This is a genomic window from Myxococcales bacterium, assembly GCA_016720545.1.
In the GTDB taxonomy this organism is placed as follows: Bacteria; Myxococcota_A; Polyangia; order Polyangiales; family Polyangiaceae; genus JAAFHV01.
Genome location: JADKKK010000022.1, coordinates 1 through 22,039, shown reverse-complemented (window position 1 = coordinate 22,039; position 22,039 = coordinate 1). Strand labels below are relative to the sequence as shown.

16 protein-coding genes and 7 pseudogenes are annotated in these 22,039 nt (G+C 71.2%); 9 read left to right on the top strand and 14 right to left on the bottom strand.

The window, feature by feature from the left end:
* Nucleotides 1-312 precede the first annotated feature (312 nt).
* The 3 genes from IPQ09_25310 to IPQ09_25300 all read right to left on the bottom strand — a co-directional run bounded on the left by IPQ09_25310 (nt 313) and on the right by IPQ09_25300 (nt 2,685).
* Nucleotides 313-708, bottom strand: coding sequence for a type II toxin-antitoxin system VapC family toxin (locus IPQ09_25310; protein ID MBL0197482.1), 396 nt, complete (start codon nt 706-708; stop codon nt 313-315).
* A 46-nt stretch (nt 709-754) separates the two neighbouring features.
* Nucleotides 755-994, bottom strand: a complete 240-nt coding sequence (locus IPQ09_25305) for an AbrB/MazE/SpoVT family DNA-binding domain-containing protein (protein MBL0197481.1) — start codon at nt 992-994, stop codon at nt 755-757.
* A 92-nt stretch (nt 995-1,086) separates the two neighbouring features.
* Nucleotides 1,087-2,685 (bottom strand): acyl-CoA carboxylase subunit beta, encoded by a 1,599-nt coding sequence (locus tag IPQ09_25300; protein MBL0197480.1) that lies wholly within the window; start codon nt 2,683-2,685, stop codon nt 1,087-1,089.
* A gap of 95 nt (nt 2,686-2,780) precedes the next feature.
* Between IPQ09_25300 and IPQ09_25295 the strand changes: the two genes are divergently transcribed.
* The 6 genes and pseudogenes from IPQ09_25295 to IPQ09_25270 all read left to right on the top strand — a co-directional run bounded on the left by IPQ09_25295 (nt 2,781) and on the right by IPQ09_25270 (nt 9,523).
* The gene (locus tag IPQ09_25295) at nt 2,781-4,502 is read left to right on the top strand and encodes a serine/threonine protein kinase (GenBank protein MBL0197479.1); all 1,722 of its coding nucleotides are present in this window, start codon (nt 2,781-2,783) and stop codon (nt 4,500-4,502) included.
* 166 nt (nt 4,503-4,668) lie between these two features.
* Nucleotides 4,669-5,871 (top strand): PEGA domain-containing protein, encoded by a 1,203-nt coding sequence (locus tag IPQ09_25290; GenBank protein MBL0197478.1) that lies wholly within the window; start codon nt 4,669-4,671, stop codon nt 5,869-5,871.
* Between the two features lie 74 nt (nt 5,872-5,945).
* On the top strand, nt 5,946-6,929 hold the full coding sequence (locus IPQ09_25285) for a hypothetical protein (protein ID MBL0197477.1): 984 nt from the start codon (nt 5,946-5,948) through the stop codon (nt 6,927-6,929).
* Complete coding sequence (locus tag IPQ09_25280; protein ID MBL0197476.1) at nt 6,929-7,876, top strand: hypothetical protein; 948 nt, start codon at nt 6,929-6,931, stop codon at nt 7,874-7,876. The genes IPQ09_25285 and IPQ09_25280 overlap by 1 nt, the downstream gene beginning before the upstream one ends.
* Nucleotides 7,877-7,891: 15 nt before the next feature.
* Nucleotides 7,892-8,946, top strand: a pseudogene (gene tsaD / locus IPQ09_25275) (tRNA (adenosine(37)-N6)-threonylcarbamoyltransferase complex transferase subunit TsaD).
* Between the two features lie 64 nt (nt 8,947-9,010).
* Entirely contained in the window at nt 9,011-9,523 is a 513-nt protein-coding gene (locus IPQ09_25270) for a signal peptidase II (GenBank protein ID MBL0197475.1), read from the top strand.
* Nucleotides 9,524-9,875: 352 nt separating this feature from the next.
* On the opposite strand, the gene IPQ09_25265 is transcribed toward IPQ09_25270, so the two are convergent.
* The 3 genes and pseudogenes from IPQ09_25265 to IPQ09_25255 all read right to left on the bottom strand — a co-directional run bounded on the left by IPQ09_25265 (nt 9,876) and on the right by IPQ09_25255 (nt 13,043).
* Nucleotides 9,876-11,201 carry a PilZ domain-containing protein gene (locus IPQ09_25265; GenBank protein ID MBL0197474.1) on the bottom strand — a complete coding sequence of 442 codons (1,326 nt, stop codon included), beginning with the start codon at nt 11,199-11,201 and terminating at the stop codon, nt 9,876-9,878.
* Between the two features lie 339 nt (nt 11,202-11,540).
* Nucleotides 11,541-12,005, bottom strand: a complete 465-nt coding sequence (locus IPQ09_25260; protein ID MBL0197473.1) for a hypothetical protein — start codon at nt 12,003-12,005, stop codon at nt 11,541-11,543.
* Nucleotides 12,006-12,060: 55 nt separating this feature from the next.
* Nucleotides 12,061-13,043, bottom strand: a pseudogene (locus IPQ09_25255) (Ppx/GppA family phosphatase).
* On the opposite strand from IPQ09_25255, the gene IPQ09_25250 reads away from it, so the two are divergent.
* On the top strand, nt 12,973-13,116 hold the full coding sequence (locus IPQ09_25250; GenBank protein ID MBL0197472.1) for a hypothetical protein: 144 nt from the start codon (nt 12,973-12,975) through the stop codon (nt 13,114-13,116). The pseudogene IPQ09_25255 and the gene IPQ09_25250 overlap by 71 nt on opposite strands.
* On the opposite strand, the pseudogene IPQ09_25245 reads toward IPQ09_25250, so the two are convergent.
* Nucleotides 13,100-13,932 (bottom strand): annotated as a pseudogene (locus IPQ09_25245) (OmpA family protein). The gene IPQ09_25250 and the pseudogene IPQ09_25245 overlap by 17 nt on opposite strands.
* 391 nt (nt 13,933-14,323) lie before the next feature.
* Here IPQ09_25245 and IPQ09_25240 point away from each other — a divergent pair.
* Entirely contained in the window at nt 14,324-14,683 is a 360-nt protein-coding gene (locus IPQ09_25240) for a hypothetical protein (protein ID MBL0197471.1), read from the top strand.
* Nucleotides 14,684-14,886: 203 nt separating this feature from the next.
* Here the strand turns inward: IPQ09_25240 and IPQ09_25235 are convergent.
* The 5 genes and pseudogenes from IPQ09_25235 to IPQ09_25215 form a co-directional block, all read right to left on the bottom strand.
* Nucleotides 14,887-16,461: pseudogene (locus tag IPQ09_25235) on the bottom strand (hypothetical protein).
* Nucleotides 16,462-16,638: 177 nt separating this feature from the next.
* A pseudogene (locus tag IPQ09_25230) lies at nt 16,639-16,974 on the bottom strand (hypothetical protein).
* Between the two features lie 82 nt (nt 16,975-17,056).
* Nucleotides 17,057-17,161, bottom strand: a pseudogene (locus tag IPQ09_25225) (hypothetical protein).
* Between the two features lie 213 nt (nt 17,162-17,374).
* Nucleotides 17,375-18,627: pseudogene (locus IPQ09_25220) on the bottom strand (replication-associated recombination protein A).
* A gap of 651 nt (nt 18,628-19,278) precedes the next feature.
* Nucleotides 19,279-19,629, bottom strand: coding sequence for a hypothetical protein (locus IPQ09_25215; protein MBL0197470.1), 351 nt, complete (start codon nt 19,627-19,629; stop codon nt 19,279-19,281).
* A 731-nt stretch (nt 19,630-20,360) separates the two neighbouring features.
* On the opposite strand from IPQ09_25215, the gene IPQ09_25210 reads away from it, so the two are divergent.
* Nucleotides 20,361-20,540, top strand: a complete 180-nt coding sequence (locus IPQ09_25210; GenBank protein MBL0197469.1) for a hypothetical protein — start codon at nt 20,361-20,363, stop codon at nt 20,538-20,540.
* Nucleotides 20,541-20,982: 442 nt separating this feature from the next.
* Here IPQ09_25210 and IPQ09_25205 read toward each other — a convergent pair whose 3' ends face one another.
* Both IPQ09_25205 and IPQ09_25200 read right to left on the bottom strand, forming a co-directional pair.
* A complete protein-coding gene (locus IPQ09_25205; protein ID MBL0197468.1) occupies nt 20,983-21,303 on the bottom strand; it encodes a hypothetical protein in 321 nt (106 codons plus the stop codon).
* Nucleotides 21,304-21,476: 173 nt separating this feature from the next.
* Nucleotides 21,477-22,039: hypothetical protein (locus IPQ09_25200; GenBank protein ID MBL0197467.1), on the bottom strand; the 563-nt coding region annotated here is incomplete at its 5' end.

Below are 22,039 nucleotides of genomic sequence, written 5' to 3'. Positions count from 1 at the left end.
GCCTTCTGCTGCTGGCCCCGGTGCGTCCGGCGCCGCGCACGCGGCCCCGAGACACACCCCCAGACACACCCCCAGACACCCCCCCAGGGCCCACACCCAGCGTCGTGAGCGCATGCCAGGAAGGTAGCAGCCGCCTCGAGCTCCCGCGACCTAGCAGTCGCGATGAGCGTCGCCGATGGGCCTCTCGGGTGCGCGGGGGTCGAAATCGGGCGTCGGGAGGCTCCCGGCTCGCGGTCGTGAGCGACCCGCGAGGCGGCGGCACTTCACGTGCGACGGACCTCGGGATCTCGCGCGATGGATACCGAACCAATGCTACGGAGCGATGACCTTGAGCCCTGGGAAGTAGGTCCGGTACCGAGCCGCGTCGCGGGTGAGTAGGGTCATGCGCCCGATGACCGCGTGGGCGCCCACGTAGAAGTCGGGCATGGGCGAGCGCTTCTCCCCGCCGCGGCGCCTGTAGGCGAGGAAGGCCTTCCCAGCGAGAAACCCGGCTTCGTAGGGCAGCGGCTCGCGCACGAAGTCGACGAGCGCCGCGTCCGCGGCCTCGATACGGTCGAACTTCATGCTCACCTCGGCGAACACGATCGGGTTGATGGCCAGTGTGGACCGCTCCGCGGCCTCGCGGAGCGCGACCTCGGACCACGAGAGCCACTTCGGATCGCGCGTGATGATGTCGAGGAGCACGTTCGTGTCGACGAGCGTCTTCAAAGCAGCTCTGCGCCTTCGGATCCGCCTCCGGCGCTCGCTCGCGGTCTCACGACTTGCCGCGCATGAGCGCCATGATCTCGTCCGTGGAGAGCTTGTTCGAGGGGCGCACGCTGCGGAGATGGGCCAGCACTCCGTCGCCGCGCGAGAGCTTGCCACCACGCGTCACTTTGCGGAGCCGCGCCTCGCCGTCGACGATGTCGAAGGTGACCTCAGTGTTCGGGAGGAGGCCCAGCTCTTCCCGAATCTCCTGCGGGATCGTGACCTGACCCTTCGTGGTGATGCGCATGGGAGAGTATTACCACAGGCGGTAAGACCGAGGCCAGAAGAGTAGGAGATTGAAGGAGGCAGCTGGGACACTTCGCGAGCTCGCTAACCGCCCTAGAGCGGCAGGTTCGTGTGTTTGCGCGGCGGGTTCGTGTCGCGCTTGTCCTTCAGCAGGTCGAGCGAGCGCGACAGCCGCGCGCGGAGCGTGCGCGGGTGGATGACCTCGTCGATGAAGCCGAGCTCCGCGGCCTTGTAGGGGTTCGCGAAGGTGTTCTTGTAGTCTGCAATGAACTCGGCGCGCGCGGCCGCGGGATCGGCGGCGCGCGCGATCTCGCCCTTGCGCACGATGTTCACCGCGCCCTCGGGGCCCATGACCGCGATCTCGGCGGTGGGGAAGGCGAGGTTCACGTCGGCGCGGAGGTGCTTGGAAGCCATGACGTCGTAGGCGCCGCCGTAGGCCTTGCGCAAGATGACGGTGAGCTTGGGCACGGTCGCCTCGGCGAAGGCGAAGAGCAACTTGGCGCCGTGTTTGATGATTCCGCCGAACTCTTGCGCCGTGCCGGGCAGGAAGCCGGGCACGTCGACGAACGTGACGAGGGGGATGTTGAAGCAGTCGCAGAAGCGCACGAAGCGCGCGGCCTTCATGCTCGCGTTGATGTCGAGCACGCCCGCCAGCACCGCCGGCTGGTTCGCGACGACGCCTACGGGTCGCCCCCCCACGCGCGCGAACCCCACCACGATGTTGGGCGCGTACTGCTCCGCGATCTCGAAGAAGTGCGCGTCGTCGACCACCGCCGTGATGACCTCCTTCACGTCGTAGGGGCGGTTCGACTCGAGGGGGATCATCGCGTCGAGCTCCGGCACCTCGCGAAGCGCCGGGTCGTCGGTGGGCTTCCACGGCGGGTCTTCCGTGTTGTTCGACGGCAGGAACGACAAGAGCTCCCGGAGCTGCGCGATGCACAGCGCGTCGCTCGGCGAGGTGAGGTGGCACACGCCGCTCCGCGAGGCGTGGGTGGCGGCGCCGCCGAGGTCCTCCATGGTGACCTCCTCGCGGGTCACGGCCTTGATGACCTCGGGCCCGGTGATGAACATGTAGCTCGTGTTCTCGACCATCAGGATGAAGTCCGTGATGGCCGGCGAGTACACGGCGCCGCCCGCGCACGGGCCCATGATGGCGCTGAGCTGCGGCACGACGCCGCTCGCGAGCGTGTTGCGCAGGAAGATGTCCGCGTAGCCGGCGAGCGACTCGACGCCCTCTTGAATGCGCGCGCCGCCCGAGTCGTTCAGGCCGATGACCGGCGCGCCGACCTTCATGGCCATGTCCATGATCTTGCAGATTTTTTGGGCGTACGCGCCGGAGAGCGAGCCGCCGAAGACGGTGAAGTCTTGGGCGAACACGAACACCTTCCGGCCGTCGACGAGGCCGTGGCCCGTGACGACGCCGTCGCCCAACACCTTCTGCTTCTCCATGTTGAAGTCGGTGCAGCGGTGCGTGACGAACCTCCCGATCTCTATGAACGAGCCGGGGTCGAGCAGCAGCTCGATGCGCTCGCGGGCGGTGAGCTTGCCGTTCTTGTGCTGGTGCGCGATGCGGGCCTCGCCACCGCCGAGGAGCGCCTTCGCGTCCATCGCGTCGAGCGTTGCCGCGGGATCCGGGTGCGCCTCGACCGTGGCCGCGGGTGGGGTTGGCGAGTCGCTAGGCGTCTTGCTCATGGCGGCCACCTATAGCCAAAAAAGCGCCTCTTCGATCGCCCAGAAATCGCGCACCTGGCATCCTCGGCCAACCCTCCCTATTGTGGCTGTTCCGAATGGCCTTTGATCCAAAGTCGGCCTACCCCCAGCCCGGGGAGGTCATCGACGGCAAATACCAGGTCGACCGCATCCTCGGGCAAGGCGGCATGGGCGCCGTCGTGCGCGCGTACCACCTGCTCTTGCGCGCGCCGGTGGCCATCAAGTTCATGAACCCGACATACGTCGACGTGCCCGGGGCGGTCGACAGGTTCCTGAACGAGGGCGTGGCCGCGAAGGCCATCATCAGCGACCACGTCGTGAAGGTCGACGACGTAGGGAAGCTGCCCTCGGGTGCCCCCTACCTGGTGATGGACTGCCTCGACGGGCGCGATCTCGCGCAGGTGCTCGAGGCGGAGGGGCGCCCGGGCATCGCGCCCGAGCGGGTCGTTCTGTACGCGCTCCAGGTGCTGCGCGCCCTCCAGGCCGCGCACGCCGCCGGCATCATCCACCGCGACATGAAGCCGTCGAACTGCTTCGTGGTCACGAAAGACGGTGACCCTGACTTCGTCAAGATACTTGACTTCGGCATCAGCAAAGTCCAGACCCCGGGCAGCGAGTCGCTCACGCAGACCCACTCCGCCCTGGGCACGCCGCTCTACATGTCGCCCGAGCAGGCGAAATCGCCGAAAGAGGTCGACGGCCGCACCGACGTCTACTCGGTGAGCGTCATCATGTACGAGCTCCTCTCCGGGCGCACGCCGTTCTCCACCGAGAGCGGCCAGCTCACCGAGCTGCTCTTCAAGCTCTTCACCTGCGATCCCGACCCCCTCGAGACCCTGGCGCCGCACCTGCCGGAGGGCCTCGCGGCCGTCATTCACAAGGGCCTCGCCCGCGAGCCTGACGCGCGCTACTCGTCCGCCTTGGCCATGGCCGAGGCGCTCGAGCCCTACGCGGACGAGCGGGGCCGCGCCCACATCCAGCGCATGCGGGCCTACGTGCCACCGGAGGACATGGGGCGACACTCGCGCGACATCGCGCGCCCGTCCGCCCTCGCCTTCTCGGAGCTTGGTCGCGGGGCGGTGTCGGGCCTCGGACCGGGCGTCCTGGTGCCGGTCCCGCCGCTCGAGCTCAAGGTCGAGATGCCCTCGGGCCCCACCGGCACAGTCGTGCTGGGGGAGCCGAAGCCGCGCCCGCCGAGCCACCACGACGGGCTCACGATGGCCGAGCCCGTCGGCGTGTCTCACGGGAGCACCCGCGACGCCGCCGAGCCCTTCGCGCGGCCGAGCATGGCGGTCGCGTCGGTCACCACGCCGCCGCCCGCGCCCACGCTCGCGACCACCGACTCCGAGGCCGCCAAGAGCCCGGCCAAGCTGCTGCTCACGGGCGCGGGCATCGCCCTCGCGGCGGTCGTCGTCGCCATCCTGGTCACGCGGCCGAGCGGCGGTCAGCAGGCGACCCCCGACCCCGTGCGAGGCGTCGCGTCCGCCGTGGTGACCGCGGCCCCGCCGCCTTCGGCCGTCGCCCCCCGCCGTCGGCCGTGGCGAGCGCCGCGCCGAGCGCCACGGCTTCGAGCGGCCCGACCAACCCGGCCGGCCAGCCCAAGGCCGCCACCTCGCCGGGCGCCCCGAGCGCGAAGCCCGTCCGTCGGCGCTGCGGGCCGTCCAGCAGGGCCTGGCGAACTGACCGGTTCTGCAGGTCCCATCTCTGCACGCACCCGCGGGCTTCAGCCCGCGGGGAGATACCGCGTCGCTGACTGCCCGCAACCTGGGATTCGCGCTCGTGAGCTCGTGAGCTCGTGAGCTCGTGAGCTCGTGAGCGCGATCAACCTGCGGATTTACCCCGCTCCGCGCGATCCTCCGCTACAACCAGGGAGCACCTGTGCGCCGCTCGCGGGATCGCGCGATCCCCGCGACGCGCGCCGTCCGCCGCCCGCTTGCTCCGCACCCCGACCGAAGAACGAACCCGATGCGATCCCTCCTTCGACTTCCGTTTCAGCGCGCGGTCACGTGCGTACTCCTCGGCTCGGTCCTCGCCGCGTCGGTCCCCCCCATGGCGCTGGCCCAGCCTCGGGCCGCCAAGGTGAAGTCCAAGACCATCCGCGAGGACCTGCCGGCGTCGGTGCACTCCAAATGGGACACGGCGCTCGTGCTCTTCGGCGCCGGAAACTGGGGCGCCGCGCGCACCGAGTTTCTCGACGTCTACAACGAGTCGAAGAACCCCCGCGTGCTCTTCAACGTGGCCATCTGCGAGAAGAACACGGGCCAGTACGCCCGCGCGATCGCCACGCTGAAGCGCGAGCTCGCCGAGGCCGCGGGCAAGCTCGAAGCGGCCGAGGAGACCCGGGTGAAGGACACCGCGGCCGGCCTCGAGACGTTCGTCGTCGAGGTGCCCATCACTGTGTCCGAGCCCGGCGCGAAGGTCTTCGTCGACGACGTGGAGGTGGGCGTGTCTCCGCTGCCGCCGCAGCGCGTCGACATCGGCGAGCGTCGCTTCGCCGCGAAGAAGCCCGGCTTCATCGACGCCGCGGCCGTCCGCTCGCTCCCGCAGGGCAAAAAGCCCGAGCCCATCGAGCTCAAGCTCGAGGCGGTGGCCAAGCTCACCACCGTCACCGTGCAGGTGAGCGGCGCCCCGAACGCCACCGTGCGCGTCGACGGCAAAGAGGTGGGCGCGGCGCCGTACACCGGTCGCCTCGTCGTGCGCGCCGAGCCCTACGTCGTGGAGGCGTCGGCGCCCGGCTTCTCCACTGCCAAGCAGTCGGTGTTCCTGAAGGAGGGCGAGTCCGCGGCCGTCACGCTTGGGCTCTCGAAGGAGCAGCGCCAGGGCAAGCTCGTGGTGACCACCAAGCCGGAGGGGGCGGTCATCCTCATCGACGGCAAGGTCGTCGGGTCGACCCGCTTCGAGGGCGCGGTCGACGCGGGCCCCCACGTCGTCACCGCCAAGAAGAATGGATATTACACCTTCAACCTCGACGTCGAGGTGCCGAAGGGTGGCGAGCGCCCGGTCACGGCCGTGCTGAACGAGGACAAGCAGCCGAGCTTCGTGCCGTGGCTCATCGGCACCGTGGTGGTCATCGGCGTGGGCATCGGCGCGGCCGCCGTGCTCTTCGCGCCGAAGGACCAGGAGCCGTACCGTGGCACGCTCTCGCCTTTCATCGTAGAGCACCAGTAGGCCTCGTCCTCGTCCTCTCGCCCCATATTCTCCCCTTATCCTCCTGTCTCCCGCCCCTCTGGAGAGTTTGCACCATGAGCCTCCGTCGCGCCGTTACGCTTGGCATCATCTCCCTCGCAGGGCTCGCGTGGTCGGGCTGTGAAGGAAAGAAGCAGACCGAGTTCGTCGCCGGCATCTCCACCCAGGTGCGCGTCCCGAAGGACCTGAAGACCATCCGCGTCGACGTCCTCGTCGGCGGCACCCAGGTGAAGTGCGACAGCTACCGCGTCTACGACGGCAAGGTGCAGCTCCCCAAGACGCTCGGCACGCTCCCGATCAGCGCCGACAACCGCGGTCTCCCCGTGACCATCACGGTGGCTGGCTACTCCGAGGAGCGCCTCGAGTCGACCGCGGTCGACCAGTTCGCGGACTGCGTGAACACGCGCATCGAGCTCGGCACGAACGCCGCGAAGGGGCGCATCCTCCGCTCGACCCGCCAGACCTACTCCCCCGACAAGATCATCTTCTTGCCGATGCCCCTCTCGTTCGCGTGCTTCGACAAGATCGACTGCAAGTCCGAGGAGACCTGCAAGGCCGGGCGCTGCGCCCCCATGGACGCCGACCCCGCGAAGCTCACCGAGTTCTCGGAGGCCATGGTGAACGGCGCGGCGACCACGTGCTTCAGCGTCGAGCGGTGCATCACCCCCACCGGGCAGACCCCGTTCGTGCTCGATCCCGCCAAGTGCCTCTACGCGCACCCGGGCTCGGCCGGCGCGCCCTCGCTCCCGGCGCCGGCGCCCGCGATCCCGAAGGACGGCGACGGCCTCAACGTCCGCGCCTTCTTCGACGGCGGCGAGATCGCCGAGGTGCTCGATTTCGACGCCGACGAGGGCTACTTCGTCCCCGACCCGGCCAAGCCCCAGCAGTTTCAGCTCGCCCCCGGGCTGTGCGACTTGGTCAGGGTGTTGACGACAAGGGCAACCCCACCGCGCACCGTATCAGCGGCCTGCTCAGCGCCGGCCTCTGCCAGTCCAAGTCGCAGCGGCAGCCCATCTGCGAGAAGGAGGCCAACAAGCTGATGGCCGGCAACGAAGCCAGGACGGTCACGCCGCGCGAAGGTGTCTGTCAGACCTTCGAGATCAAGGCGACGCCGAACGCGCTCCTCGTGCTGCTGGACGGCTCCGTGCGTCTCTCCGACTTCTACAGCGACACGACGGTGTCGCGCGCCCTCGGCCTCTCGCTCGCCGATCCCGCGTTCGAGGCCACCCAGCTCGGCCTGAAGATCATCCCGCAGGGCGTCGACTGCACCAACCGCGTGTTCCCCACGCTCGACGTCCCGCTGCAGCCCGCGCTGAAGGCGCAGACCGCCATCGCGCTGAAGATCGCCGACTTCGTCTCCAAGAAGTCGGTGCTCGAGCCCATCGCCACCCCGCTGAAGCTCGACGCCGCGCTCGACGCAGCCTACTCCAAGCTGAACGAGGCGACCTTCGCGAGCTTCAGCCGCAAGGGCGTGCTCATCCTCGGCAACCGCGACTTCGCGTCGACCAAGTGCACCGCGGGCACCAAGCTCGTCGACGTGGTCAAGCGCGGCAAGCTCAACACCTACGCGCTGCTCCTCGGCGACTCGGCGGCCCCGGCCGATCCGGAGCTCGTGGAGGCGGCGTCGTCCGCCGGCACCAACCTGAAGCTCTACGACTCGCGCAAAGACCAGGTGAAGGGCTCCGACGCGTTCAGCCAGGTGACCCGCGACCTCACCTCGTGTCTCTACGACGCGCCGAAGGGGGCCATCGACGAGAAGGCCGAGGTCTCGTACTACGATCCCGTCCGCCGCCAGACGGTCTCCATCAAGCCCTCGCAGGGCTGCGCCGAGCCCACGGGCTGGACGAGCGAGGGCGGCAAGGTGCGCTTCTGCCCAGGCGCGTGCGACAAGCTCGTGAGCACGCTCCGCGACCGCTCCGACCTGGCGCTCGCCCTCGGAAATACGGCGCAGGCCGTGCCCATCTTCGCGTCGGTCAACTGCAAGTAGGGCGGAGCCTCGCCCATGCTCGTGCTCGGCCTCGAGACCTCGTGCGACGAGACCGCGGCCGCGCTCGTCGACGCGCAGGGCCGCGTGCTCTCGGACGTCGTGCAGAGCCAGGTCGCGCTCCACGCCCCGTACGGTGGGGTCATCCCCGAGCTCGCGCGTCGCGCGACCACCTGACGAACCTCCCCTCACGTCGTGTCACTGGCCCTCGAGCAGGCGGGGCGCGACGCTCGCCAGCGTGGACGCCGTGGCGGTGACCTGTCGCCCGGGCCTCGTGGGCGCGCTGCTCGTGGGCGTGCAGTTCGCGAAGGGCCTCGCCTGGGCCGCCGGCAAGCTGCTCGTGGGGTCGACCACCTGGTGGGGCACCTGTTCGCGTGCCAGCTACGGCGGGGCGCGGACGCGCCGACTTTGCCCGCGCTCCCGTTCGTTGCGCTGCTGGTTTCCGGTGGACATACCGCTATTTACCGAGTCGAGGGCGTCACCCCGGAGGCGGTCACGAGCTCGGCGCCACCCGAGATGACGCCGCCGGCGAGGCCTTCGACAAGGTCGCGAAGCTGCTCGGCCTCGGCTACCCGGGAGGCCCGGCGATCGACCGGCTCGCGCGGAGGCCGTGCCCGAGCCCGGGCTCTTCACGCCGCCGATGGCGAGCACCAGGACCCTCGACCTCAGCTTCTCGGGCCTGAAGACCCAGGTCGCCGCGCACGTGGCGAAGCACGGGGTGCCCGAGGGGGCTCCGGCTGGCGGTCGTGTGCGCGTCGTTTCAGGCGGCGGTGACGACCGTGCTCACCAACAAGCTCATGGCCGCGGCGAAGCGCGAGGGCGTGCGCGACGTGGTCCTCGGTGGCGGTGTCGCCGCCAACCGCGAGCTCCGGGCGCGCGTGTCGGAGGCGAGCAAGCTGCTCGGGCTCCGGGTGCACCTGCCCGATCTCGCGAGCTCGACCGACAACGCCGCGATGATCGCGTACGCAGGCGCGCTCGCGCACCGCGCCGGCGTGTCCCACGGGTGGGATCTCCTCGCGACGAGCGCCACCTCGCTGCCGCGCGCGACGCGCAAGGGTCGGGGGACGCGCTAGCTGGCAGCCCGCGCGAGGCGCGCGCCCGCGGGAATGGGCGACGTCGCTCGCGGGTCTCGAGCGCATGCACCGCCCGTCAGACGCGCCCACTCGCCGGATCAGCCCCGTCGTGTCTGTCGTGTCGCTCCTCTCCGTCGCCGGCCTCGTGGGCTGCGACCACGCGACCAGGCCGCGGCGACCCTCGTGCCTCGCGTCGCGCGTGGCGCGGCCGGTGTTGCCGGGCGTCGACCTCGCCTACACGGAGAACCACGACGTGGCCTTCAGCCTGCTCCGCGGCGTGGACATCCCCGCGCGGCCGGTGGTGCTCGCCGTGCTTCCCGCAGTCGCGACGCTCCTGCTCGCGGGTGCGCGGCGCGCAGCGGCGTGGAGTGCGCCGCGGCGCGAGCTCGTCGCGTATGTCCTGCTGCTCGCGGGTGCCCTCGGGAACCTGCTCGACCGCGTGAGCCGCGGCTTCGTGGTCGACTTCATCTCGGTGCGCCCGTGGCCGGTCTTCAACGTGGCGACGTTGCTCGTCGTCGCGGGGCGGGTCTGCTCGCCCTCGAGGCGCTGCGGCGCTCGAGCCGCGCGGCGCGCGTGAGCCAAACGCGCGCGGTCAGGCGCCAGGAGCTCCAAGCGCGACCTGCTGAGCTTCGCGAGGCATCGTCCATCGTGGGCGCTCGAGCCGCGCGCGGCGCGCGGGAGCCCACAAAATGCGAAAGAGCCGGTCGGCGCTCTCGCGCGGCGGCTCTGTCGCAGCGGGTCTCCCCGCGTGGCTTTTCAGTGCTTGTTGCCGTGGCCCTTGGGGGCCTTCCCGCGGCCGGCCGGCTTGTGGCCCTTCTTCGCGGGCTTCGCCGCGGCCGTGGCGGCCTTCTCCTTGGCGAGCACCATCTCCAGCGTGTCGCCCTTCGCGCGGACCAGGTAGTTGGGGACGCCGTCCTTGAAGGTGACCGTCAGCTCGGCGCCGCCGCCGTCGTTGGCGATGCGGATCCCCGCGATGCGCGGGTCCTGGCGGCGAGGGGCGAGGCGGCCTCGAGGATCGGCGGTGCGGAAGGACGACCGTGAAGCCCGTGGGCTGCGGGGCCCCTGCAGGCGCTCGATGGGGCCGTCCATCTTGAGCTTGAGCACCGTCCCGTGCGCGACGGGGCCGTTCGAGAAGGGCTTGGGCTTGCCCTTCTTTCCGGGGTCGTCTCTTCGTCTTCGGCGCCTAGCGCAGGGCTCGCCTCGCCGACGCTGGGCTGCGCGGCCGCGGCTACGATCGGCGGGCCGCGGGGGCCGCGGGGGCCGCGGCGGGCGGAGGGCCGGGGCGACCGGAGCGGGGCGACCGCGGCCGCCGAGGCGACGGGCTCGGCCGGGGCAGCGGCGAGCGGCGCCGGCTCGTGGGGCTTGCGCATCGCCACGAGGCCGAGAATCAGCGCGACGCCGACCGCGCCGGCGATGCCGAGCTTTCGCTTGTCGAGCTTGGGTGCGGGCGGCGCCTCGGGCTCGTCGTCGCGCTCGCGCTCCCGCGGACGACCTTGCGGCCGGCGGAGTGGAGCGCACCGCCCGGCGCGGGCGCCGTGGTGCGGCGCGCGGGCGCCTCGTCGCTCGCGTCGGCCTTGCGCTTCTGCGCCAGCATGCCCGCGGCGGTCTTCGCGCGGAGCAGCGCGGCGCCGATGGCGGGCCCGAGCTTCTTCAGGCCTGCGCCCACCGTGCTCGCCACGCCCTTCGCGCGCTCGCCGAACTCGTGCTTCATGCCGTTCGAGTCGCCGTCGCTCTCGTCTTCGGCCTCGGCCGTTCGGCGCCGGGGCGCCGCGACGGGCTCGCTGAGCCTCGCTGGCGGTCGCCGCGTCCTGGTATTTCATCGTCACCACGAGCTGGGGGACGTGGGCCTCGTTGGTCTCGACCTCCACGCGCTGGATGCGCGCCGGGCGCTTGTCGCCGGTCTCGGCGTCCTCGAGCTCGAGCAGCTTGCCCGCGGTCAAGTACCCGAGATCGCTGGTGGTCGTGACCTTCGCCGAGGAGGCGTCGCGCACCCGCGCGCGCATGGGCGCGCCGAGGCCGTCGATGTGCAGCCGCACGCGGCCGACCGGAACGCGCGGGGCGGCGGCGCCAGGATCCGTCGCGTCGCCGGCGGGAAGCAGGCGCGACAGCGTGGCGAGCGACTGCGCGTCGAGCTGGCCGAACGAGAGGCCGAACTCGCCGCCGTCGGGCCCGTCTTGGCACCAGGTGACCTGGCCGGCCGCGAGCACGGACTCGCCGCTCTCGGTCTCGAATTGGCAAGTGAGCGGCTGCCCCACCGCGGGAGGTATCCCGCGCGGAGGGCGATGCCGGTCGGGGATACATTCAGCGCCTGCGCCTCGAAGGACGGGCCTTGCGCGCCGCCAACCTCGACCATCGCGTCGAAGGGAATGCGCGTGGCGTCGGGCGCGCGTCGATCGGTCTGTGAGCTCATCGAATCCTCCGGGGACGAACGAGCGGCTCCCCCTCGCGCACTGCGAGGGCCGGCTTTCCGCGTCCCCCTCGCTTATGTGGATTCCGATTGACGGGCCAAATTTGTGTGCGCGTTCATGGCGACACCGCGCCTTCGGCTCGGGCTCGCCATCGACCTAGGTTCGCCCCTTCGGGGCACTGGACGTTCAGCGGCAATCGCAGGGCCCGACGCGGGCCTCGCTCTCGCCGAGCGTGCGGGTCGCCTCGACGCACCGAAGGTCCTCGCTGCCCGTCAGCTCGCAGAGGGCGCCCACGGCGCGCCGCATGGACGCGAGGGCTCGGCAGGGCGAGGCGCATCCCGCGTCTGCTCCTGCGCTCGGCGCGGCCGGACGCTCCGCGTGTGGAGGCGCGGGCGCGGTGGGCACCGCCGGCTGCGCGGGCTCCGGCGCGGCGCCCGGCGCGGGACGCCCCGCGCGATCGATCTCGGCGCGCGCCCGCGTGATCGCGGCCTGGGCCTCTTCGATCGTGCGTGGCGCTTCGTCCGCTCCCTGCGCTCTGCGGGCGGCCGCTGGCTCGCGTCCGCCGGCCGCGCCACCGCACCCGAGCGCCCCTGGAAGGCACGCGAGCCCCGCGAGCGCGAGGAAGACCCACGAAGAAGGCGAGTGGCGCACGTCGGAAGTGTCCACCAAGGGGCCGCGCGCGTCCACCGTCGCGTCTCTGTCGGCTCTAGCCGAGCAGCGCCTGCGCGAGCCCCCAGCGCACGCCGCGGTCGGAGACCTGCAGGGTCGAGGCGCCTAGCCTCTCGAGCACCGCGAGCACCACGTACCCGCCCGCCACGATGACGTCGGCGCGCGCCGGCGCGATCCGGGGACCCGCTTGCGCTCGGCCAGCGTGAGCCCCGCCAGCCGCTCGACCACGGCCTCGACCTCGTCCACCCCGAGCCGCACGCCGTGCACACGCGCGCCGTCGTACACTTCCATGCCGAGATGCGCCGCCGCGAGCGTGGTGACCGTGCCCGCGATGCCCACGGGCACCTCGCCGGGCGCGAGCCTGGGCGCTCCCGCCAGCGCCTCGACGGCCGCGCTGCGAAGGCGTGCCCGGTCGCTGCGAGAGAGCGGCTCATCGAACGGGGCGAGCCGCTCGGTGAGGCGCACCGAGCCGACGTCGTAGCTGTGCGCGAAGCGCGCGGGCTGCGCGAGCTGCCGTGGCGCGGCGGTGACGATCTCGGTGCTCCCTCCTCCGATGTCGAACACGGTGACCTCGCCCGCGCCGACCTCCGAGAGCCCGCGCAGGCCCGAGAGCGCGCCGCGAAAGGTGAGCTCGGCCTCCTCGTCGCCCGTGAGGACCTGCGCCTCCACGCCGAAGAGCTCGCGCACCCTCGCCACGAGCCGCTCGCTGCCCGCGGCGTCGCGCATGGCGCTGGTGCCCACCACGCGCACGCCGTCGGCGCCCAACGCCTTCACGGCCTGCGCGTAGTCCTCCAGGCACGCGACCGTGCGCGCGACGGCCTCCGGCGCGAGCCTGCGTGTCGCGTCCACGCCCTGGCCGAGTCGGGTGATCGTGGCCCGCTCCTCCACCGCGTGCGGGCTCCCGTCGGCGTCGCGCTCGGCGATGAGGAGGAGCACCGTGTTGGTGCCGATGTCCACGGCTGCCACCTTCCGAGGCGCGGGAGGCGCGGCGGGCGGCGGCGAGGGCGCGGGCTTGCTCATCTCGTGGCTCTCCTCGCGCTCCCTGCTCGCTGTCTCGAAGGTTCTGTCGGTGCTCGTCAGCGAATGTTGCTGAGGTTCAGCATTTCCTCGACGTTCGGCTGAACGACGAGCTCGACGCGACGGTTCTTCTGCATTTGCTCGCGGGTCTGCGCGGCGATCGTGCCCTCTTGGGGATCGGTGTCGCCGTAGCCCGCCGCGGCCCAGCGCTGCGTGTCGAGACCGCCGCCGTCCGTCGGCTTCTTGCCGAGCGGGCTGACGAGGAAGAGGAGGACCTGCCGCGAGCGGGCGAGCGAGAGGCCCCAGTTGTCGTGGAAGGGGCCGCGCCGTACTTGGCGTTGTCGGTGTGGCCGGCCACGACGAAGTAGCGGCTCGCGAGGTCCTTGTCGGCGCGGACGATCTCGGCGACCTGCGCGAGCGCCTCGCGGCCCTGCGGCTTGAGGGCGTCCTTCCCCGACTCGAAGAGGATGTCGCCCGGCAGCTGGATGACCATGCGGTTGCCGCGGACGACCACCTTGAGGCCGATCGAGTTCAGCTTGTCGAGCTTCGTGCGCAGGAGGCGGAAGCGCTCCTCGATGACCGCGAGGCGGTCGGCGCGCTCCTTGTAGTCCTTCAGCGCGGCCGCGAGCTTCGCGGCGTCGGCCTTCGTGCCGGACAGCTCGCTGCTCGTCCCGGCGAGCTGCTCCTTCATCTTCGCGATCTCGGCCTGGGCCGCGTTGTAGCGGGCCTGGTCCTGGGCCATTTGGTCCTTCGCGGCGGTCATGTCGGCCGCGAGCTTGTCGATCTCTCGCTGCTTGGCGGCCATCTCTTCGTCGCTGTGGCCGCAGCCGACAGTCATCCCCGAGCTCATCACCGAAGCGAGCCCAACCGCCACCAACCAACTCGTGCGCATCGTAGACAAGGGGAGCCTCCTTTGGGTCGCGCGTCGCTCACGCGCGCTGCGTCGACGACGGTACGGAGGGCCGCGCGACCCGTCAAGCCGGTCGAAAAATCCGCTCGAGTGCCATTTGGGCGAAAAACCATGTTTCGATCAAACATTGTGATTCGCGTGTATCGAAGCGCCAAAAAAGCCCGAAAAACACACCGAGAATCCGGAGAAACACGTGCGATAACAAACGGTTATGATTCACAGATGTCCGCTAGAGGGGTCGCCATGGCGCACCAGGTCGGCCCTGTCAACCAGCAAAGTTTTTTATCGTTTGACAACTGACGTAGGTGACCATATAACCAGTGACGTAGCTGACCATATAGGTCACGTACATCCTCAACAGGAGGGATTCAGTATGGCTGCAAAGAAGAAGGCCGCTGCCAAGAAGGCGCCGGCGGCGAAGAAGGCGACGACGAAGACAGTCAAGAAGGCGGCCCCCAAGACCGCGAAGAAGGCGGCCCCAAGGCTGCCGCGAAGAAGCCGGCGGCGAAGAAGCCGGCGAAGAAGGCCGCTGCCAAGAAGCCGGCCGCCAAGAAGGCCTCCCCAAAGAAGGCAGCTGCCAAGAAGCTGGCCCGTCAAGAAGGCCCCTGCCAAGAAGGCAGCCGCTAAGAAGCTGGCCGTCAAGAAGGCCCCTGCCAAGAAGGCCCCTGCCAAGAAGGCCCCGAAGTCGATGGCGCCCCCCGCGGCCGCCCCCTCGGACGACGGCGAGGAGTGAGGTAGAGACCGTCAGCTACTCTGTCGCAGATTCGGGTTCGTCCCCACTCAGCGACGCCGAGGAGGACGGTCCCCGGAACGAAGGGCGCACCGCGAGCGGTTTGCGCCCTTTGTGCCGTTCTGCGCCCCCTTGTGCCACACGCGGGCGCGGAGGGCCCGGAGTGCGCTGGTGTCGGTATATCGGGTCGGTTGTGGGGAATTCGGCTACTCGCCGAGGTAGAGTCGCAGGGCCATGGCGGCCGCCCGGCGATCGAACGGCTGGTCGCGTAGCTCTTCCGCGCCGAGATGCGCTCGAAGAGGTCGCTCAGGAAGAACGTGAACTCCTCGGCCTCCCGGCGACCGCGTCGTCGAGACGCTCCGGGCTCGTGAGGTCGGACTCGCGCAGCGCGGACAGCGCCTCGATGAATACGTCGAACCGCGGGTAGTCGGCCTGGCAAAGAGCGGGTAGCCCATCGCCTGGAAGTACGAGAGGAACTCGCGCACGAACTGGAGCGACGACGCGCCCGCCCAGCGCTCCTCGGTGTCCGGCAGGGCGCGCGCCTTCGCGCCGAAGGCCCGCAGGATCTGGAGCGAACATCCACACGTCCCGACGAAGCCGCTCGGACAGCGCGCGCCGCGCCTGCGCGTCGTCGAAGACGCCGTGCTCGTCGAGGCGCTCGCCCAGCACTTTGCCGAGCACGAGGATCGCGTTCTGGAGCGCCGGTCGCAGCGTGAGCGATGACGCGCCGCACGGCCACCTGCAGCTCCGCCTCGGTGGTCGGCGTCCGGGCGCGGGCAGCTCGTGCTCGAACGCGCGTCGGAGCTCGAGCCGGAGGTTGGCGGCGATGCCCCGAAGGCCGCCTTGAGCTGGATGAGGCGATGCCTCTCCTCGCGGAGGCGATCGAAGCGCGCCGAGCTCGTTCGCGGGGCGCCGCAGGAGCAGCGCCCGTAGCCCTCGGCGAGCAGTGGCCCAGCCCGCTTGCTGAGGTGGCTCGTGAGCGCCCGGGCGTCGGAGCGCAGCACGCTGAGCACGAGGTAGACCGTGCCGCTCGCCGAGCGCGTCTCCAGCAGATCGAGGTACTTGAGCATGCGGAAGAACGCCAACATGGTGAGCGCGACGAGGCGCCGCGCGCTCGTCCCCACCTGCCGCGTGAGCTCGAGCAGGTGAACGTTGGTGATGCGATCGAACTCCGGGCGAAACTCGAGCGCCGAGAGCGGGTTGAAGAACGCCGACGACGAGATCTCGCTGTGGGCGACGCCGAGCATGGCGAAGAACGTGCGGAACGGCACGCGCGAGAGCCGGCAGATGCCGCCCGCGACCTCGAGCAGGTTCGTCATGGCGTGGCGGAGCTGGAAGAGAACTCCTCGGGCGTGTCTTGGCCTGCGCGGCGCGGACGAGGCGGGTGCGCGCGCCGTCGTCGGGGAGCACCGTCTCCAGGTAGCGCTGGAACACGAACGCGCGCTCTTGCGCGCCGGAGCAGCACCTTGCAGAGCGCGACGACCCGGCCAGCGCCTCGCGAACGACCCCGTGGGGCCGTGGTAGTCGCTGGTGACGACCGACGCGCTCCTTCGTGGATTGCCCGGGTGATTCCGTGGGTTTGCGAAACACGCGAGCCCCTTCAGGAGCGCCTCGAGCTCGAAGAGCAGGGCCTCTTTGCCCTCCACCTTGAGCCCCGCGAGCCACGCCTCGCGCTGCACGGACTGTTCGCGCCGCAGCCCTCGCGTGTCGCGCAGCAGGTCGGCGTAGGGGTCGACCGCCAGCGCGGAGCGCAGCGGCGGGTGGCTGGGCGCGCCGGCCACTACGCCCCCCGGCGCTGCGTGAGCGTGTCGAGGCGCCCTACCCGTGCACCCAGCATCCGGGCCATGACCTCTTCGGTGCTGCGCTCGCTGCGCTGGCAGAGCAGCGTGATGTCGAGCGCGACCTGGCTCGTCGCGATCTCGGCGATGGCCGCCGTCTCGCTCAGCACGGCGCTGTCGGTCGGGGAGTCGCTCGGTGGGCCTGACGAGGCTCGCGCGGTCGTCGGCGACCACCACGAGCCGGTGCTTCCAGAACTCCTCGAGGTCGCGCTCGTCGAGGTTGTACGAGAAGAGCTCCCCGGGCATCGGGGGGAGCGCCGCGTGCGAGAACACCACGACGTACACCTTCCGCTTCACGGCCGCCTTCAGCTCCGGGACGAGGGCGGCGAGCTCGCGCGGCCAGCCGCTCAGCACGAGGCGGTCTTGGGCGCCGCGGACGAGGCGCTCGGCCTCTTCGAGGATGCGCTCGTAGCCACGCACGCTGAAGGCGTCGGGCACCGAGGGCGCCGTGTCCATCCGGGCGATCGCCGCCTCGAGCTGCTCGACCGACGCGTCGAACCGCTTGCGGAGCACGTGGACGACGTCCTCGGCCGGGCTCGGGGCGAAGGCGCTCCGGCGTGCCCGCGATCGACCGCGCGGCGCCCGCCTTCACCAGGCGGCGGAGCACGCCGTACACCGCCGAGCGCGGGATTTGGGCCCGCACGCCGACCTCGTACCCCGTGGACGGGCTCTCCTGAGGAGCGCCGCGTACGCGCGGGACCGTTCAGGCTAAACCCCAGCGCGACGAGCGCGGGGACCACGTCAGGATCCGACATTCCCGCATTTTCCCACGACTGCCGCCCCACACCCAAGGATCTCGCGGCGAGCGCCCCGGGGCGTGACCGCGAAGGCTTCGCAAGTGACTACAATCGCTCAGCTATTTCGCTGCTCTGAGCGCCGCGACCCGCGCCGCCATGCGGGCCTCCTCGCCGTGCGAGGTGGGCTCGTAGAGCGGCTCGCCGGTCAGCGCGTCCGGCAGGTACGACTCGTGCCCCGCACCCGGCCCCGGGCCGGCGTCGTGCGGGTTGCGGTATCCGTCGCCATGCCCCTCCGCCCGGGCGAGAGAGCTCACGGGTTGCGGAGGCGCTTCGGCACCGGCAGGGCCCCGTGCTCCTCGATGAGGCCCGCGCCCGGGAGAACGCCCGGCCCACCGCGTCCGACTTGGGGGCGCAGGGCGAGGTAGAGCGCAGCGTGGGCGAGCGGGGAGAGGCCCTCCGGGGGCCCAAGCCGCCGGAAGGAGGAGTCGGCGGAGGTGACCACCACCAGCGCGCGCGGATCGGCGTTGCCCACGTCCTCGCTGGCGAAGATGAGCATGCGGCGCAAGAGGAACAGCGGGTCGTCGCCCGCCCTCGACGAGGCGCATCAGGTAGTAGACCGCCGCGTCGGGATCGGAGCCCCGCATCGACTTGATGAACGCGCTCGCGATGTCGTAGTGGGCGTCGCCGTTCTTGTCGTGGAGGAGGGCGCGCGCTCGTCGAAGCCAGCGAGATCGGTGAGATCGAGCGCCGCCTTCCCTGGCGAGGGCGTCCTCCGCGATGGACTCGAGGACCGAGAGCGCGCGTCGCGCGTCGCCCCTCGCCGCTCGCGCGAGGGCGCCGAGCACCTCCGGGTCCGTCGTGAGCCCGCGGCCCCCGAGGCCGGTCGGCTCGCGGAGCGCCCGCTCGAGCAAGGACACGAGGCTCGCCTCGGTGAGCGGCTCGAGCCTCACCACCTTGCACCGGGAGAGCAGCGCCGCGTTCACCGCGAAGGCGGGGTTCTCGGTCGTGGCCCCCACGAGCGTGAGCGTGCCGGCCTCTACGTGCGGCAAGAACGCGTCCTGCTGAGCCTTGTTGAAGCGGTGGATTTCGTCGACGAAGACCAGGGTCGCGCGCCGCGGTAGGCCTGGTCTTCTTTCGCGCGGGCGACGATCTCGCGGAGCTCGGCGAGGCTGCTGAGCACGGCGCTGAACAAGACGAACGACGCCTGCGTGCGTGAGGCGATCACGCGCCCGAGCGAGGTCTTGCCCACGCCCGGCGGCCCCCAAAGCACCATCGACGGCACCCGATCGCTCGCGATCGCCCGCGCGAGCGGCTTGCCCGGCGCGAAGAGGTGCTCTTGGCCTTACGTAGTCTTCAGTCGCGTCGGCCGCACGCGCGCTCGGCCAGCGGCACTGACCTCGGCGCGCCTGCGGCAGAGTAAAGCGGGGGAGCGTGGGAGCGCGGCGTCCCATCCTCAGGTTACCACCCACCTGGCGAGCGCGCGCCTCGACGCGCCGCGCGAGACCCCTGGGCTTGTGAAGCCGCGCCGCCTCGGCAACTATGGTCGCATGGCGAGCGCTCCCACGGCCGCAGAGGCGAGCGCGTCGAGTCAGCCGGGTCCGCGCCGTGGTGGTGCCGTTCGCCGTGCCGGAGGAGGCGCGTGATCCGGGCGGCCTCGCCGCCTGATCCACACATCTTCGCGCGGTCGAGGAGAGCGTCGCCCTGCGCAGCTGCTAAGTCACGCGGGAGCCCGGCGCCGAGGTCCGCGCGGTGGAGCGGGCGCCTGTCTCGCCCGGCCACGTGGCGCGAGCTGTCGGGCCGTGCCCCCAGCGAGGGCGAGCGGGCCAGCGTGGTGCTCACCGGTGTGCTCGAGCCCCTGCCTGATGGTCGCGGTCACCTCCAGCTCGTCGCGTTCGACGCAGCCCACCGGCGCCGCCGCGCCGAGCGAAGAGGTCAGGCCTCGACGCGGAGACCGCGGGCGCCAGCGTCCTGCGCGCGGTCGAGCCGCCCTCCGCGAAGATCTTCCTCTGGCGGGGCCTCGCAGTTAGCCGATCCTGCGGAGCCTCGACTGGAGGCGCTCGAGGGCGTGTTCCGGCGCAGAGAGGTGTATTCTGCACAACTTTCCGTGGCGGGCCCCCACGACCGGTTCGCCGCGTCGCTCCACCTCGGCCGCGCGGTCGTTGACGCGCCCGGCGCGCGCCTGTCGGCCTCGCGCTCTCGCCTCGGTGGCGCTCGACGCCGTGCTGGCGCAGCCGACCGACACGAAGGTCGCCGCCGCCTGCTGCGCTCGACTGAGTGGGAGATCGACGGACGCGCCGACCCACCCCGATCTGCGCGTGAGGTCGCCGCGGCCCTCCGCCACCGCGCGGCGACTGATGACGCGGTTGAGGCGCACGTCCTTGCGGGCCCTCGAGACTCACTCCCGAGAGGTCGCGCCTGTACGCGCTCCCTCGTTAGCGAGGGCGCGCCGCGGGTCGCGGAGATCTCGCCGGCGCGGAAGAGGCGATCGATCGGGGCTCGCGCGGTGCCCACTGAGCCGTCGTTGTTCACCGAGCGAGGGCGCCCTGGCCTTCGCGCGAGGCGAGCCTGACGGGCGCGGGCGCGCTTCTCCGAGGCCCTGAGCGGGCGCTGGGGCCCGCCGCGCCTTTGTCGCCCTCGAGGGGGCTCGCAGCTGGACCCCGCGCCGCTTGAGGAGGTCGCGTTCGCGCGTGCGCGGTCGAGGGAGTCCCGGTCGACGTCCTCCGTCGGACGCCTCCGCCTCTATGGCGGCTCGCGTCTGGCAGCGTGTTCTCCGCGGCGTCGAGCGCGCGGGTGCTTGCGCCGTTCCTCGCTGAGCGGGTCGTCCGCGACGGACCCGACCCGTGGGCCGAGTTTTCACCTCCCCCGCGCCAGGTGCTCGAGCCTCGGGCTCGACGAGTCGGCGCGCGCGCGTCTCTCGCGAGTCGAGGCCTCTGGGCCCGACAGCGCCCTGGCCGCCGAGGTCCGGGCCGCGCGCGCTTCGCGCCTGATCACCCTCAGACCGCGCGTGAGTTGGAGGAGGTCGTGCGCGAGGCCCCGACTCCAGACCTGAGACGAGCCTTCGCTGTTTCGACCGAGTGAGCGCGGGCGCTCGCAAGCGAGGACGCGGTGGACTGGCCCACTGCACTCGGTCTGTCGAGCGCCGCCGCGAGCGTTGGGAGCGTGCGCGCGGCGCTGGAGCTCGCGCTCGCGAAGAGCCCCGGGGCCACCCTGCGCACATCGAGAGCCTCGTCGCGGGTCCACGTCGCGCTCGGGCGCCTCCTACCGAGGCCTGCGCAGGCCAGCTGATCGTAGCGCGTGCGCGCTCGAGGGGCGAGTGCCGGCGCGACCCACGCTGTCCGAGCCACCGCGCTGCCTCTGCGGGCTAAGCGCCACGCCGACGCCCGCGACGCCATCCAGAGAGCGTTTCGCCTCGACGCGAACGACGTTGACCACCGCGCCCTCGCCGATCGCATCCACGCGAGCCTCGGAGCCCGTCGGCGCGATCCGGAACGGCTTTCGCCAGGCGCTCCGTCTCCAAGAAGCGCTGAGCGGGGCGTTCCACGGGCTCACGAGGTCAGCGTTTTGCCGGGCGTCGGCCTGCGGGCCGCGTGTGCACGACCGGCACCGGGGCTTGTTTCGCCAGCTCGGCCCGCATGGGCGAGCGCGGCCGTGGAGGCTCCGCGCGCGTGAAGCTCGGTTCTCGAGGGGCGTCGAGCGCGGCCCGCGAGCTCGGTGCGCCCCACCTGACTCAGGCGTCCTGCGGGTAGAGCTTCTGCAGGAGCGCGGTGATGCGGCGGTCGCCGTCGGCGATGCGGCGGGCATGGCGATGCGCTCGGCGATGAGATCGAGAGGAACCCGGTGGTCGCGGAGCGCGTGTCCCGCACGCCGGACACGTGCTCGGCGAGGCCTGCTGGAGCAGCGCGCACCACATCGCGAGGTCGTCGGGGGTACCCCGCCCGCGAACCACCCGGTCGATGGCGCGTATGCGGGCGACGAATCGTTGACCTGCGCCCCCGTTGCCCCCTTCGTCGTCGAGAAACGCCGAGAGCCTCTGGCAGAGCACGGACATGCCACCGAGCTCCTAGGAGTCATATCGAGCGGTGCGCGGCGCCGCCGCGGAGCAGCCGCGACACCTCTCTGAAGATGCGTGGCGGCGCAGCGCGGCTGAGCCTTCTTCCCGGCCGTTCACGAGCGCCCCGTACACCCCGGGGACGATGCCCACGTCGAGGCGCGCCGAGAACTTCACCGCGCGGAGGATGCGTACGGGGTCTTCGCGGAAAACGAACCGTGGGCTCGCCGATCGTGCGAATGACCTTGCCGCGGATGTCGTTCATCCTGCCGCACCAGTCGAGCACCTGGCGCCGCTCGAGGTACGTAAAACAGCGCGTTGATTGTGGAATCACGTCGCAGCGCGCGTCTTCGTGGGCCTCGCTGAAGACGTTGTCGTTGCGGATGAGCAGGTCCCCGCGGGGTTGTCCGTCGACCTCCTGCGGCTTCTGCCGGAAGGTGGCGACCCCGATGATCTTGCCGCTGCCGAAGAGCACGTGCGCGAGCCGGAACGCCAGTCTGGATGATGCGGCAGTTGCGGAACAGCTGCCGCACGTCCTCCGGGCGCGCGCCCGTCGCGATGTCGAGTCCTGGGGCTCTTCTCCAGCAGGAGATCGGACGCAGCCACCCACGAGGTGCAGGCCTGGAACCCAGCTCTTCTCCAGCTGCTGCATCGACGCGGGCGGCGTCGGCGTCGAGGCGATTCCCGCCGCCACATCGTGGCGGACGAGCCCGGTGCTGGCGTGTCGCTCTTCGGT

What these genes read in the sequence shown, in the direction of transcription:
- IPQ09_25295 (MBL0197479.1), top strand. Translation starts at nt 2,781, where the DNA reads ATGGCCTTTGATCCAAAGTCGGCCTACCCCCAGCCCGGGGAGGTCATC.
- IPQ09_25205 (MBL0197468.1), bottom strand. Translation starts at nt 21,303, where the DNA reads ATGTCCGTGCTCTGCCAGAGGCTCTCGGCGTTTCTCGACGACGAAGGG.
- IPQ09_25300 (MBL0197480.1), bottom strand. Translation starts at nt 2,685, where the DNA reads ATGAGCAAGACGCCTAGCGACTCGCCAACCCCACCCGCGGCCACGGTC.
- IPQ09_25285 (MBL0197477.1), top strand. Translation starts at nt 5,946, where the DNA reads ATGAGCCTCCGTCGCGCCGTTACGCTTGGCATCATCTCCCTCGCAGGG.
- IPQ09_25240 (MBL0197471.1), top strand. Translation starts at nt 14,324, where the DNA reads ATGGCTGCAAAGAAGAAGGCCGCTGCCAAGAAGGCGCCGGCGGCGAAG.
- IPQ09_25290 (MBL0197478.1), top strand. Translation starts at nt 4,669, where the DNA reads ATGCGATCCCTCCTTCGACTTCCGTTTCAGCGCGCGGTCACGTGCGTA.
- IPQ09_25280 (MBL0197476.1), top strand. Translation starts at nt 6,929, where the DNA reads ATGGCCGGCAACGAAGCCAGGACGGTCACGCCGCGCGAAGGTGTCTGT.
- IPQ09_25270 (MBL0197475.1), top strand. Translation starts at nt 9,011, where the DNA reads ATGCACCGCCCGTCAGACGCGCCCACTCGCCGGATCAGCCCCGTCGTG.
- IPQ09_25305 (MBL0197481.1), bottom strand. Translation starts at nt 994, where the DNA reads ATGCGCATCACCACGAAGGGTCAGGTCACGATCCCGCAGGAGATTCGG.
- IPQ09_25250 (MBL0197472.1), top strand. Translation starts at nt 12,973, where the DNA reads ATGTCCACGGCTGCCACCTTCCGAGGCGCGGGAGGCGCGGCGGGCGGC.